The sequence below is a fragment of the Streptomyces sp. 6-11-2 genome, assembly GCF_006540305.1.
Lineage (GTDB): Bacteria > Actinomycetota > Actinomycetes > Streptomycetales > Streptomycetaceae > Streptomyces.
Map to the genome: position 1 here is coordinate 6,406,282 of NZ_BJOR01000001.1, position 12,550 is coordinate 6,418,831.

The 12,550-nt window shown below is 73.2% G+C and carries 11 protein-coding genes; 4 read left to right on the forward strand and 7 right to left on the reverse strand.

Annotation, left to right across the window (positions count from 1 at the left end; all coding sequences use genetic code 11):
* Positions 1 to 68: 68 nt before the first annotated feature.
* A complete protein-coding gene (xylB, locus tag TNCT6_RS28450; RefSeq protein ID WP_141363519.1) occupies positions 69 to 1,514 on the reverse strand; it encodes a xylulokinase in 1,446 nt (481 codons plus the stop codon).
* Between the two features lie 179 nt (positions 1,515 to 1,693).
* Between xylB and xylA the strand changes: the two genes are divergently transcribed.
* Both xylA and TNCT6_RS28460 read left to right on the forward strand, forming a co-directional pair.
* Entirely contained in the window at positions 1,694 to 2,860 is a 1,167-nt protein-coding gene (gene xylA, locus TNCT6_RS28455) for a xylose isomerase (protein WP_141363521.1), read from the forward strand.
* A 266-nt stretch (positions 2,861 to 3,126) separates the two neighbouring features.
* Positions 3,127 to 3,453, forward strand: a complete 327-nt coding sequence (locus TNCT6_RS28460; protein WP_141363523.1) for a hypothetical protein — start codon at positions 3,127 to 3,129, stop codon at positions 3,451 to 3,453.
* Between the two features lie 101 nt (positions 3,454 to 3,554).
* Here TNCT6_RS28460 and TNCT6_RS28465 read toward each other — a convergent pair whose 3' ends face one another.
* The gene (locus TNCT6_RS28465; RefSeq protein ID WP_141363525.1) at positions 3,555 to 4,820 is read right to left on the reverse strand and encodes an SWF or SNF family helicase; all 1,266 of its coding nucleotides are present in this window, start codon (positions 4,818 to 4,820) and stop codon (positions 3,555 to 3,557) included.
* Positions 4,817 to 7,690 carry a DEAD/DEAH box helicase gene (locus TNCT6_RS28470; RefSeq protein ID WP_141366866.1) on the reverse strand — a complete coding sequence of 958 codons (2,874 nt, stop codon included), beginning with the start codon at positions 7,688 to 7,690 and terminating at the stop codon, positions 4,817 to 4,819. The genes TNCT6_RS28465 and TNCT6_RS28470 overlap by 4 nt, the downstream gene beginning before the upstream one ends.
* 285 nt (positions 7,691 to 7,975) lie before the next feature.
* On the opposite strand from TNCT6_RS28470, the gene TNCT6_RS28475 reads away from it, so the two are divergent.
* Entirely contained in the window at positions 7,976 to 8,158 is a 183-nt protein-coding gene (locus tag TNCT6_RS28475; protein WP_141363527.1) for a hypothetical protein, read from the forward strand.
* 4 nt (positions 8,159 to 8,162) lie between these two features.
* Here the strand turns inward: TNCT6_RS28475 and TNCT6_RS28480 are convergent, their stop codons facing one another.
* The 4 genes from TNCT6_RS28480 to TNCT6_RS28495 all read right to left on the reverse strand — a co-directional run bounded on the left by TNCT6_RS28480 (position 8,163) and on the right by TNCT6_RS28495 (position 11,948).
* On the reverse strand, positions 8,163 to 9,557 hold the full coding sequence (locus TNCT6_RS28480) for a tannase/feruloyl esterase family alpha/beta hydrolase (protein WP_141363529.1): 1,395 nt from the start codon (positions 9,555 to 9,557) through the stop codon (positions 8,163 to 8,165).
* 180 nt (positions 9,558 to 9,737) lie between these two features.
* Complete coding sequence (locus tag TNCT6_RS28485; protein WP_141363531.1) at positions 9,738 to 10,622, reverse strand: hypothetical protein; 885 nt, start codon at positions 10,620 to 10,622, stop codon at positions 9,738 to 9,740.
* Between the two features lie 126 nt (positions 10,623 to 10,748).
* Positions 10,749 to 11,348 (reverse strand): class I SAM-dependent methyltransferase, encoded by a 600-nt coding sequence (locus tag TNCT6_RS28490; protein WP_141363533.1) that lies wholly within the window; start codon positions 11,346 to 11,348, stop codon positions 10,749 to 10,751.
* 171 nt (positions 11,349 to 11,519) lie between these two features.
* Complete coding sequence (locus tag TNCT6_RS28495; protein ID WP_141363535.1) at positions 11,520 to 11,948, reverse strand: PPOX class F420-dependent oxidoreductase; 429 nt, start codon at positions 11,946 to 11,948, stop codon at positions 11,520 to 11,522.
* Between the two features lie 94 nt (positions 11,949 to 12,042).
* On the opposite strand from TNCT6_RS28495, the gene TNCT6_RS28500 reads away from it, so the two are divergent.
* Positions 12,043 to 12,456, forward strand: a complete 414-nt coding sequence (locus TNCT6_RS28500; protein WP_141363537.1) for a roadblock/LC7 domain-containing protein — start codon at positions 12,043 to 12,045, stop codon at positions 12,454 to 12,456.
* The last annotated feature ends 94 nt before the right edge of the window (positions 12,457 to 12,550 follow it).

Consider the following 12,550-nt stretch of genomic DNA (forward strand, 5'->3'; position numbering starts at 1 on the left):
CGAATCCGCGCCGAGCGGTGCGATGCGGGCGGACGGCCGTCGGACGGCCGTCCGTCGGCAGGCGTCCGTCAGGGGGTCCGCGTCCCGCGCTCCAGGAGCGGTGCCGCATCGGAGAGTACCCCGGAGATCCTGTTCAAGGTCGCCTCGTCGCGGTCCACCGCCTCCAGCACCGGGCCGTCGGCCGTCCGCCAGCGACGGGCGACCGCGGCCGGGTCCTCGCCGGTGAGCAGCCCCGCGGCCTGGGCCGCGGCGCCCAGCGCGACCAGCTCTCGGGCCTCGGGGATCAGCACGGGCCGCCCGGACAGGCGCCGTACGGTCTGCTGCCAGGCCGTGCCCCGGGCGCCGCCGCCGATCAGCAGCAGCGGGGTGGTGCGGTCGGCGTCCTGGTCGAGCACCAGGTCCAGGGCGCCGAGCAGGGCGTGCACGGCGCCGTCGTAGGCGGCCTGGAGCAGCTGTCCGGCCGTGGTGTCGTGGCGCAGTCCGTGCAGCAGCCCGGAGGCGTTCGGCAGGTTCGGAGTGCGTTCGCCGTCCAGGTAGGGGAGCAGGGTGACGGACGTACCCGGCTCCACGGCCTCGCGGTCCAGGCCGAGCAGGGCGGCGACCCGGTCGACGGCGAGCGTGCAGTTGAGGGTGCAGGCCAGCGGCAGCCAGTCGCCGCGCGCGTCGGCGAAACCCGCCACCGTTCCCGACGGGTCGGCGGTCCGGTGGCGCGACACCGCGTACACCGTGCCGGAGGTGCCGAGACTCAGCACCGGGGTTCCCGGCCGCAGTCCGAGGCCCAGCGCGGCGGCGGCGTTGTCACCGGTGCCGGCCGCCACCAGCGTGCCCTTGGAGAACGGCAGGTCGTGGCTGTCGCGCACGGTCCCCGCCACCTCGCCGGGGCGCACCACCCGGGGCAGCAGCGCCGGATCGAGCCCCACAAGGGCGAGGATCTCCTCGTCGTAGGCCTCGGTCGTGGACGCCCACCAGCCCGTACCTGAGGCGTCTCCCCGGTCGGTCGTGCCCTCGCCCGTCAGATGCTGGGTGAGGTAGTCGTGCGGCAGGCGGACCGCCGCCGTCGAGCGCGCCGCCTCCGGCTCGTGCTCGGCCAGCCAGGCCCACTTCGTGACCGTGAAGGAGGCTCCCGGCACGCTGCCCGTGCGCTCCGCCCAGGCCTTCGAACCGCCCAGCTCCTCGACGAGACGGCGGGCCTGCGGGGCCGAGCGCACGTCGTTCCACAGCAGGGCCGGCCGTACCGGGGCGCCCTGCGCGTCCAGGGTCACGAGTCCGTGCTGCTGGCCGGCGATCGACACGGCGGCGGCCTCGTGGGCCGCCTCCCCGCACTGGTGCAGCGCCTCGCACAGCGCGTCCCACCACTGGCGTGGGTCGCTCTCGCGGCCGTCACCGGACGAGACGGTGTGCGGCGCCTGCCCGCTCGCCACGACCTGCCCGGTGGCCGCGTCGACGACGAGCACCTTGGTGGACTGCGTGGACGAGTCCACACCGACGACGAGCGGACCCTCGGCTGCTGACATCGGCTCTCCCTCTTTCCGCGGCTCGCGCGATCTGACCTGCGGTTCTCATGGTGTACACGGCCCGGCGACGCGGGTGCCGTCCCGGTCGGGGCCCTCTGTTCCCTTCCCAGGGATGCGTCGGCATACTAATTTGTAAATCGCCATGACGAAATAGTCGCAAGCGAGCAAGGAGCCGCGGCATGAGCTACCAGCCCACCCCCGAGGACAGGTTCACCTTCGGCCTGTGGACCGTCGGCTGGCAGGGACGGGACCCGTTCGGCGACGCCACGCGCCGCGCCCTCGACCCGGTCGAGACGGTGCAGCGCCTGGCCGAACTCGGCGCACACGGCGTGACCTTCCACGACGACGACCTGATCCCCTTCGGGGCCTCCGACACCGAGCGCGAGTCGCACATCAAGCGCTTCCGGCAGGCACTCGACGCGACCGGCATGACCGTGCCGATGGCGACCACGAACCTCTTCACCCACCCCGTCTTCAAGGACGGCGCGTTCACGGCCAACGACCGCGACGTGCGCCGCTACGCGCTGCGCAAGACGATCCGCAACGTCGACCTGGCCGTCGAACTGGGCGCGAAGACGTACGTGGCCTGGGGCGGCCGAGAGGGCGCCGAGTCCGGCGCCGCCAAGGACGTGCGGGCCGCTCTGGACCGTATGAAGGAGGCATTCGACCTCCTCGGCGAGTACGTCACCTCCCAGGGCTACGACATCCGCTTCGCCATCGAGCCCAAGCCGAACGAGCCACGCGGCGACATCCTGCTGCCCACCGTCGGCCACGCGCTCGCGTTCATCGAGCGCCTGGAGCGCCCCGAGCTGTACGGCGTCAACCCCGAGGTGGGCCACGAGCAGATGGCCGGGCTCAACTTCCCGCACGGCATCGCCCAGGCGCTGTGGGCGGGCAAGCTCTTCCACATCGACCTCAACGGTCAGTCCGGCATCAAGTACGACCAGGACCTGCGCTTCGGCGCCGGTGACCTGCGCTCCGCCTTCTGGCTGGTCGACCTGCTGGAGAGCGCCGGCTACGCGGGCCCGCGCCACTTCGACTTCAAGCCGCCGCGGACCGAGGACCTGGACGGCGTGTGGGCGTCGGCCGCCGGCTGCATGCGCAACTACCTCATCCTCAAGGAGCGTTCGGCCGCCTTCCGGGCCGACCGGGAGGTCCAGGAGGCCCTGCGCGCCGCCCGGCTCGACCAGCTGGCGCAGCCCACGGCGGCGGACGGCCTGGAGGCGCTGCTCGCGGACCGCACGGCCTTCGAGGACTTCGACGTCGAAGCGGCCGCCGCTCGCGGCATGGCCTTCGAGCAGCTCGACCAGCTCGCGATGGACCACCTGCTGGGGGCCCGCGGCTGACACGGAGGCGTCCGGCTCCCGGGGGCACACACGCGTACGTGTGCCCCCCGAGGGGCCGTACGCGCGGTGCCGAGGGGGCCGTACGCGCGCGCGTGCCGAGGGGTCCGCACGTGCGCGTGTGTCGTGGGCGCTCCGGGCGGCACGCCGTCCGCCCGTGACTGGTCCCCGCGCGGAATGCCGCGGAACCATGCGATCCATGGCATGGGTTCGTATCGACTTCCGCGCGGGGCCCGCGTGTTGTCCGGGCGGCGGCGACGATGGGCGCCATGGCCATCCCGCCCGTACCGCCTCGGCCGCCCGGGCCGCCGAAACGCAGGAACCCGCTCTTCGTCCTCCTCACCGTGCTGGCCGCCGCCGGTGCGGTCGCCTTGGTGCTGGTGCTCGCTTCCTCGGGAAGCGGCTCGCGGGACGAGCACCCTCCCTCCGGCAGCAGCCCGCGTACGAGCCCGTCACCCGCAACGAGCCCCTCGCCCGCCCCGACCCCGAGCCTCCCCACCGAGCTGCCGACCCGGCTCCCCAGCTCCCTGCCCTCCGGCTTCCCGAGCGGTCTGCCGAGCGAGATCCCGAGTGATCTCCAATCGCTGCTTCCCTGACCGGACGGAGGTGGCCCGCCGTCACGGCCGACCGGACCGGGCGGGGCTGCCGGACGTGCAGCGGACCGGACAGGCCGCCGTACGCAGATCACATTTCGCGGCTACTCCTCCCCGCCCTCGGCACGGGCCATCACGGCCAGCGCCGTCGCCGGGTCCTGGGCGGGTGACCCGGCGGGCTCCCAGTGGCCCTGCCGCCTCCGGTAGGGCCACCAGCGGCCGTCCCGTCCCAGGCGGAGCTGGCGCTCCTCCCCATCGACGGTCCAGCGGTTGTTCTCGGCCCGCAGCGACGGCCTCTCGTCCTCCTCCCACGCCGACTCCACAGCGGCGCACGCGCGTGCGTGGTCGTCGCCGTCCGGCGCCCACTCCTCCTCCAGCACGGACAGGCCCGCGGCGCCTCCCAGCCGAAAGGCGAGCACGGCCCGTGTCAGCTCCTCCCTGTTGCGGCCCGAGCCCTCGGCCAGCCGGTCCAGCACTGCGCTGTCGGTGGCGCCCGCGGCCAGGCGTACGGCGTCCTGGACGACGGTCGGCTGCGGGACCGGCGAGTGCGCCGCCGTCACGGCGTTCAGCGTCTCGCCGAGCCACTGGCGCGCCGCCACCGCCGTCCGCGCGGCCAGGATCTCCAGCGCGGAGGGATCGACCCCCGGCGCCGGCGGGGTTTCGGTGTCCAGGCCGGGCGGCAGGCCCGGTTCCTCGGGCAGCTCCGGCAGGGGCGGCAGGGCAGGCAGCGCATACCCCGCCGCGTACGCCTTCGCGGCGTCCACTCCGTCCGGCGCCGACGGCCCGCCGTCGTCCGCGGTGTCACGGCCTTGGAGCTCGGCGGACAGGACTCGCTCAGCGCGGCCGCGCATCAGCAGCAGCACGAACGGATCCTGGTCCAGCAGCCGCGCCACGACGTGGCACAGCGCCGCGGTGTGCCCGCAATGGTCCCAGGCGCCGCAGTCGCACTCGGGTTCCAGATCCCCGATCCCGGGCAGCAGTTCGATCCCCGCGGCCGCGGCGTCCTCGGCGAGAGACGGCGGCAGGTCGCGGTCGAGCAGCGCCGCCAGGTACCCGGACCGTTCGGCGACGACAGCCAGGAACCGGTCCCACTCGCCGTCGGACAGTTCCTCCAGCAGGACGTCCGCGCGGTGCGCCGTACGATCGCGGTCGTGCACCAGGGCCGTGACGCGGCCCGGGCGCACCGAGACCGCGCCGACCGCGCCCGCGCGGGCGAGCCTGCGGCCGGTCTTCACCTGCTCGCCGTCCAGGGCCGTGTCCTCGAGCGCCTTCAGCCAGGCCTGGCCCCACCACGTGAGGGCGAAACCCCGCCCCCGCGCGGGCGGCAGGGCGGCGAACGTGCGCTCCTGGTCGGCACGGTGATCCGTCATCGCGATCCTCCTCGCAGCTCCACCAGGTCGGCGAGCTCCGCGTCCGTCAGCTCTGTGAGCGCCTTCTCGCCCGTCCCCAGCACCGCGTCGGCCAGGTTCCGCTTGCGGTGCAGCAGTTCGGCGATACGGTCCTCGATCGTTCCCTCGGCGATGAGCCGGTGCACCTGCACGGGCCGGCTCTGCCCGATGCGGTACGCCCGGTCGGTGGCCTGCGCCTCGACGGCGGGGTTCCACCAGCGGTCGTAGTGCACGACGTGCTCCGCGCGCGTGAGGTTGAGTCCGGTGCCCGCCGCCTTCAACGAGAGCAGGAACACGGGTACTTCGCCGGCCTGGAAGCGCCGGACCATGGCCTCCCGCGCGGCGACGGGTGTGCCGCCGTGCAGGAACTGCGACCGCACACCGCGTGCGGCCAGGTGCCGCTCGATCAGGCGCGCCATCCGCACGTACTGGGTGAACACCAGGACGCTCGCCCCCTCGGAGAGGATGGTGCCGAGCAGTTCGTCCAGCAGCTCCAGTTTCCCGGACCGGCCGGCGATCCTCGGCCGGTCCTCCTTGAGGAACTGCGCCGGATGGTTGCAGATCTGCTTCAGACCGGTGAGCAGCTTCACGATCAGCCCGCGGCGCGCCATGTCGTCGGCGCCGGAGATCGCCGCGAGTGTCTCGCGCACCAGCGCCTCGTACAGGCCCGTCTGTTCCACGGTGAGCGACACCGCGCGGTCGGTCTCGGTCTTCGGCGGCAGTTCGGGCACGATCCCCGGGTCGGACTTGCGGCGCCGCAGCAGGAACGGGCCGACGAGCCGGGCGAGCCGCTCGGCGGCGGCCGGGTCCCGGCCGCTCTCGATGGCCGCCGCGTAGCGGGTGCGGAAGGTGCCGAGCCGGCCCAGCAGTCCGGGCGTTGCCCAGTCGAGGATCGCCCACAGTTCGGACAGGTTGTTCTCCACGGGGGTGCCGGTGAGAGCCACGCGCGCGCGTGCGCCGATGGAGCGCAGCCGCCGGGCCGTCGACGAGTAGGGGTTCTTCACGTGCTGGGCCTCGTCCGCCACGACCATGCCCCACGCCACCTCGGCCAGGCGTGGCGCGTCCAGGCGCATGGTGCCGTACGTGGTGAGGACGAACTCGCCGTCGCCCAGCTCCTCCAGACCGCGCCGGGAACCGTGGAAGCGCCGTACGGGCGTGCCGGGCGCGAACTTCTCGATCTCCCGCTGCCAGTTGCCCATCAGAGACGCCGGGCACACCACGAGGGTCGGTCCGGCGGACGCCGGGTCGTTCTGGCGGTGCAGATGCAGCGCGATCAGCGTGATCGTCTTGCCGAGCCCCATGTCGTCGGCCAGGCAGCAGCCCAGTCCCAGGGACGTCATCCGGACCAGCCAGTCGAGCCCCCGCATCTGGTAGTCGCGCAGGCGGGCGGCGAGCGCGGCGGGCTGCCCGACCGGTTCCCCGGCCTCCGGGTCCGCCAGCCGGTCCCGCAGGGTCGCCAGCCAGCCCGTGGGGCGGACCTCGACCTGGCGGCCGTCCACCTCCGCCGAGCCGGTCAGGGCGGCGCCCAGCGCTTCCACGGGGCTGATCTTCCGGTCCTGTCGGTCCCGGGCGCGGCGCAGTTCGGCGGGGTCGACGAGGATCCACTGGTCGCGCAGCCGCACGAGGGGCCGGTTGGCCTCCGCCAGGCGGTCCAGCTCCTCGCGTGTGAGCCGTTGGCCGCCCAGTGCGAACCACCAGTCGAAGGCGAGCAGGGCGTTCGCGGACAGGGCCGTTCGGGGATCCGGCAGTGTGCCGCCGGTGCTGCCGGAGCCGCCGTCCTCGTCCACGGGTCCGACCGTGAGACCGGAGACCAGTCCGCGGGCCGGCTGCGTGGGCCAGTGCACGTCCACCCCTGCGGCGGCCAGGGTCCGGGCGCCCTCCCCGAGGAGTTCGGCGACCTCCTCGGCGACGAGTTCGACGGCGTCCGGCACGGATGCCGACAACAGCGGCGTCAGCGCCGGCCACGAGCGGGCCGCGCGGCGCAGGGCGAGTAGGACGTCCGTGCGCACCCCGGGGCCGAACGTCCCGTCCGTGCGGCCCGATCCGGCCCACACATCGGAGGCGTCGGCGACCTGCGCGGGATCGCCGGCGTCGTGCACCTGAAGCACAGCGCGGAACCGCGGCTCGGCTTCGTGCCGCTCGGCGGACTCGAGCCCCAGCACCTCGACGCGCAGCGAGATCCTCGCGCCCGCGTCGTGGCCCGCGGCGACATCGGCGGTCCAGGCCCGCAGTTCCGGCACGCGCCGCGGTTCCCCGGCGGCGTAGGCAGGGCCACCCGTCAGAAGGGGTGCGGCAGGGGAGCGGGGCAGTGTGTCGGCCACCGCGTCGAGGAAGGCGCGCAGCAGATGCTCGGGGTCGGGCAGCCGCAGCCGCTCGGTGCCGTCGAGCGGAAAGGCGTGCGCCTCGGGCGGCATCGAGGCGGCCAGCGCCCGGACGTGCTCGGCGTCCCGGCCGCGCAGCGGTGCCGCGCGCCAGGCGTCGTGGTCGCCGGCGGACAGGCCGGGCAGCAGCAGACCCCGTGCCACGAAGTGCAGGCCCAGGACGGACGCAGCGCCCCAGAACACGGTGGCCCGGTGCCCGTGCCCGGCGGCACGCGCGTGCGTGAGGACCGGCAGGGCCGCACGCACGGGAAGCAGGACGGCCGGCCTGGTCACCGCCTCCACACCACCGCTGCGGGGAAGGACGACCGTCAGCTCTTCGACGGGCGCCGGGACCACGGCCGGCGGAGTACGGCCGTCGGGGTGCCAGAAGGCGACCCGGCCCGCGCGGGCGGGGTCCGAGGGCACGAACACCGCACAGCAGCGGGCCAGTTCGGAGATCTCGGACGGTGACGCCGCGGGAGTTCTCTGCACAGCCAACCTGATTCCTCAAATTTGACTACTTGAAGTCGGGTCGCCGAGGGTACAGCACAGCGGCGGCCCACCGGGAATGATTGGTGCGGTGGCGTGGGCCACCGCGAGAACGGGTGGTCCCGGGGTGCAGTGGGCCGGGGTGTCGCGCGGGGCCGAGGAGAGCGGGCCCCGCGCGACCAGTAGGGGTGCGCCTCAGGGACGACTCAGGGTCGCGGTCCGGAACCGCCGGGAGCGTGGGCCCGTTCTCACGACAGAGAGCGGCAGTGGCCGCGGAGGAGGCGACAGATGTCGAAGAACGCGAAGATCGCCGCAGGAGGAGTGGCGGTCGGACTCATCCTGCTGATCTGGCTGCCCTGGTGGGCCGCCGTCCTGATAGTGCTCGGAGTCCCGGCCGCCGCGTACCTCGCCCTGGACCCCTCGCAGCGACGCCGGCTTCGCCGCGTCACCCGCAAGGAGCTCGGCCGCTGAAGCACTACCGCCCTCGCACGTTCCCGTTCAGGGTGCAGGAGTCGACCACATCGCCGCTCGCGGGCCTGCCGACGGTCCGGTCCGCGGGCGGCCGGACACCGCGCTCCACCCACGCCACCAGCGCGTCGAACGCCGACCGGTAGCAGGGCAGGATCGGCCGCAGCCGGTCGGGATGGGTGTCGTACAGTCCGTCGACGTGCGTGCCGCCCTGGATGATGTAGTACCGGTGCAGTCCGCCCCGTCCGCTCGCGTCGACCATGCGGGCGTACACATCCGAGTCCGCAGCACGGGGCAGCAGCGCGTCCAGATCGCCGTGCAGGGTGATGAGGGGTTTGCCGATCCGTCCGGTCAGAGCCACGCGGGCCACGGCGCGGTGCACGGAGGCGGGTCGGGCCGCGTAGTCGTACACCGCGTCCGAGGCGCAGGGCGCCAGGATCTGCTCCGGCGTGGTCCCGGCGGACGGCCCGGGACAGGCGGGGTCGTAGGCCGGGTCGAAGGCGGCTCGGTAGGTCTTCTGCGTCACGCCCCAGTACGCCTGCCCGTGGTACGGCCACAGGAACTCCGAGCCCCGCGCGAAGCCCACCGCGTACAGGTCCGCGTCGCTTGCCGAGCCCAGGGTCCGGGCGACGGCCGTCGGCAGTGAGGTGAGCAGGTTCGGGCCGTCGGCCGTCCACAGCGCCCCTTCCCAGTCCACGCCGCCGTCGTACAGCTCCGGATGGTGCTCGAGCTGCCAGCGCGTGAGGTAGCCGCCGTTGGAGATGCCGGTCATATACGTACGGCGTGGCGCGTGGCCGTAGCGCTGGGCGACCGCGCGCCCGGCCGCCCGCGTGAGCTGGGTGGTGCGTGTGTTCCACTCGGCGACCGCGTCGCCGGGACGGCTGCCGTCGCGGTAGAAGTCGGCTCCGCTGTTCCCCTTGTCGGTCGTGGCGTAGGCGAAGCCCTGCGCCAGTACCTGGTCCGAGATCGCCTTGTCCGTCGCGTACTGCTTGCGTGTACCGGGCGCCCCGGTGACCACGAGGCCGCCGTTCCAGCGGTCCGGCAGCCTGATCACGAACTGGGCGTCGTGGTCCCAGCCGTGCGTGGTGTTGAAGTGGGAGGAGTCCGGGAAGTAGCCGTCGATCTGCGTCCCGGGCACCCCGGACGGTGTGCGCGTCGCTCGCGCCGTGAGCCCCGCCTGGTCGTTCGGATCGGTGTACGGGGTACCGGCCAGTCCGGTGGTGGTCAGATCGGGCAGACACGCGGTCTGCTGGAAGGCGGCGCCCGGCACCCGTACGCGCTCCTGGTGCGCACAATGGCCGCCGGTGCCGGCACCGGCGGCAGCGGAGGCGGGAGTGGGCGATATGACGGCCGCCGCCATCAGAGCGGCGGCGGCGAGCGGAAATCCTCGGGACAGACGCATGACGGCCTCCAGCGGCACGACGGGACGGCGGGTACAGCACGGGCGTGTGAAGCGCCCGGGGCTGCCCCATCGTGCGGACTGGCTACCCCGTCATCCATGGGTCGGCACCACATGGAGCCGGGGCTCGTCATGGAGAGGCAAGACATGTGCCAAGAGGATGCGCTCTCTTGGCACCGGACCTCAGAGGGGGCGTACCGCCAGCCTGTCGAGGGCTTCCAGCAGACCCGGAAGCTCCGGCCCCCGGCCGACGGGCAGGACTTCACCGGGCTCGTCGTCGAGGAGCACGAAGGCGATGTCGTCGGTGCGGGCCACCATCGACCAGCCCGGTCCGTCGGCCCGCAGGGTGCGCGCTTCGCCGGGCGCGAAGGACGACCGGACCCGGCCCAGCGGCGGCGGCGCGTCCACGTACGCGTGTGCCTCCGCCAGGACACGGCGGATGCCGCTGTGGCTCGGGGAAGCCTCGCCACCCGTCCCGTCCTGCGGTTCGCCGCTCCCGTCGGTCGACGCGCTCGACGGATCGTCGTCGCTCCCGGTCCGGGCTCCGGCCCGGTCTGCGGGAGCGAGGAACTCCGCGTCGTCGATCTGCTCGCGCCACACCGCCCACTGCAGTGCGATCTCGTCGGCGCCGAGACGGCGCTGGGCCGGCCCCCAGACGCTGGTGTCGGGCGGGGACAGCGCGGGCCCGCCGGAAGACTCCGGGTCCGGGTCGTGCGGCGCGGCCACGCCCGGAGCCGCCACGGCGAGGGCCAGGGGCCAGCCCGGCAGGGCGGCCACCACACTGCGCTCGTCGGGCGACAGGTCGTACTCCATGCCGCAGTCCCAGGACGCGATGGCCACGGCGACCAGCGACACGTCGTCGACGACGACCGTCCACCGCGCCCCGTCGCCGTCCTGACCGAGCACCAGACCGTACCCGTCGGCGAGCGGTGCGAGGCCGAGCGCGGCGCAGGCCTCCGGGTAGTCGTCGCCCAGAACGCTCGGGAACTGCGCGGGCGTCAGCAGTACCGCCGTGAGCACATAGAGAGCGTCGTCCGCGGCGGCGACCTCCTCGTCCGTCCCGGCCATCTCAACCTCCCCATCGGTTCCTTCAACGGCGCGCACCCTAGTGCGGGTGGAAGGCCGTTGTCACGACTCCGGTGCACAGCCGGACCTGCGATTCTCCACCGTGGTGCCCGTGCGGTCGGACGGTGGTCAGTCCTCGCGCACGGCCAGCGCCAGGAAGCGGGCGTCGTCGTCGATGTAGGACGTCATGTGCCATCCCGAACGGGAGAGCAGAGGCCGGAGGTTGGGTTCCGCGCGCAGGTCGTCCGGCGTGATCTGCCGACCTTGGCGTGCGGCGAGCGCCGCACGGCCGATCGGATGGAACAGCGCCAGGGTCCCACCCGGACGTACGACGCGCCGCAACTCCCGCAGGTTCTCCGCGGGGTGAGGCAGGTGCGCGATGAGACCCGCGGCGAACACGGCATCGAAGGACCCTGACGTGAGTGGCAGCACGCCGACATCGGCGAGCAACAGCAGTCCCTCCCGGTCCCGCCCGGCCCGTACGGCGGCTTCCAGCATGGCCCACGTCAGGTCGGCGCCCACGACGATGCCCGACGTGCCCACGGCGGCGCGCAGCGGGGGCAGGGCGCGCCCGGTGCCGCAGCCCGCGTCGAGGACGCGGTCGCCCTCGCGCAGCCCGAGTTCGGCGACCGCGGCCGCGTAGGCGGGGCCGTCGTCCGGGAACCGGCTGTCCCAGTCGGCGGCGCGGGCGGTGAAGAACTCCTGGACGTGTGTGTGGTCGTCGCTCATGTCCGCATGATCCCTCACCGGGGCGGACCGGCGCCCGGGAGGCGGATGCTCGTCCGGCTCGCGGAGTGCGCCGGGTGGACCGCAGGATCGCACCACCCGGCTCCCCGACTCCATGGGCCGAATGCAACCGGCCGCGTACGGCCGGACGGGCGGGAGCCCGCCGGTAGCGGGTCAGTCCGCGAGATCCTTCACCGCCACCACCTTGTCGATCCCGACCCGGACCAGGAGTTCGCCCGGTACGCCGTTGCGTTCTCCGAACTCCTCGCCGCGCTCCTCGCCCATGTAACGGCCGCCGATGCGGGTGGCCCACTGCCGGACCTCGTCGAGGTCCTCCGACAGCCGGGCGCGGCCCTGCAGCACCACGAACGTGAACGGCGGCCGTTCGTCGTCCACGCACAGGGCCACCCGGTCGTCACGGGCCAGATTGCGCCCCTTCACGGTTTCCTTCCCGGTGTTGAACACCACGTCGTCGCCGTCGAGCAGGAACCAGATCGGCGCGACATGAGGGCTTCCATCGGCCCTCACGGTCGACAGCTTGCCGGTGCGGGTGCCGTACGAGACGAACTCCCGCCATTCCTCGTCGGTCATCTTGTCTGCCATGCGCCCATCCTCCTTGCCGGGACAGCGGTGGTGGGGAAGGCTGGCGGCAGATCCTCCGGTCAGGGGGGAAGAGATCACACGGGGAGACCGCATCATGGCGCAGAACCAGACACTGAGCTGGCTGCTCGACGATCTGACCCAACGGGTGGAACACGTACGACACGCCTTAGTCCTGTCCACCGACGGGCTGGTGACGGGGGCGAGCACGGGACTGCGACGCGAGGACGCTGAACATCTCGCGGCCGTCTCGTCCGGTCTGCACAGCCTGGCCAAAGGCTCGGGACGCCACTTCGGCGCGGGCGGGGTGCGCCAGACGATGGTGGAGTTCGACGACGCGGTGCTGTTCGTCACGGCCGCCGGCGCGGGCAGCTGCCTGTGCGTCCTCAGCGGAGCGGAGGCCGACATCGGGCAGATCGCCTACGAGATGACCCTGCTCGTCAACCGGGTCGGCGAGCACCTCGACGTGGATGCCCGCCGGCCTGAAGGGACGTCGTCCGCAGACCTCTGACCTGCATCTTTCTCATCCTTTGCGGAGTTGTCCACACGCTCGCGCCGCCGATTCCCGCCACCGGCTACCGTCTTTCGCAGGTGAGCGCAAACGG

What these genes read in the sequence shown, in the direction of transcription:
- xylB (WP_141363519.1), bottom strand. Translation starts at nt 1,514, where the DNA reads ATGTCAGCAGCCGAGGGTCCGCTCGTCGTCGGTGTGGACTCGTCCACG.
- xylA (WP_141363521.1), top strand. Translation starts at nt 1,694, where the DNA reads ATGAGCTACCAGCCCACCCCCGAGGACAGGTTCACCTTCGGCCTGTGG.
- TNCT6_RS28460 (WP_141363523.1), top strand. Translation starts at nt 3,127, where the DNA reads ATGGCCATCCCGCCCGTACCGCCTCGGCCGCCCGGGCCGCCGAAACGC.
- TNCT6_RS28465 (WP_141363525.1), bottom strand. Translation starts at nt 4,820, where the DNA reads ATGACGGATCACCGTGCCGACCAGGAGCGCACGTTCGCCGCCCTGCCG.
- TNCT6_RS28475 (WP_141363527.1), top strand. Translation starts at nt 7,976, where the DNA reads ATGTCGAAGAACGCGAAGATCGCCGCAGGAGGAGTGGCGGTCGGACTC.
- TNCT6_RS28480 (WP_141363529.1), bottom strand. Translation starts at nt 9,557, where the DNA reads ATGCGTCTGTCCCGAGGATTTCCGCTCGCCGCCGCCGCTCTGATGGCG.
- TNCT6_RS28485 (WP_141363531.1), bottom strand. Translation starts at nt 10,622, where the DNA reads ATGGCCGGGACGGACGAGGAGGTCGCCGCCGCGGACGACGCTCTCTAT.
- TNCT6_RS28490 (WP_141363533.1), bottom strand. Translation starts at nt 11,348, where the DNA reads ATGAGCGACGACCACACACACGTCCAGGAGTTCTTCACCGCCCGCGCC.
- TNCT6_RS28495 (WP_141363535.1), bottom strand. Translation starts at nt 11,948, where the DNA reads ATGGCAGACAAGATGACCGACGAGGAATGGCGGGAGTTCGTCTCGTAC.
- TNCT6_RS28500 (WP_141363537.1), top strand. Translation starts at nt 12,043, where the DNA reads ATGGCGCAGAACCAGACACTGAGCTGGCTGCTCGACGATCTGACCCAA.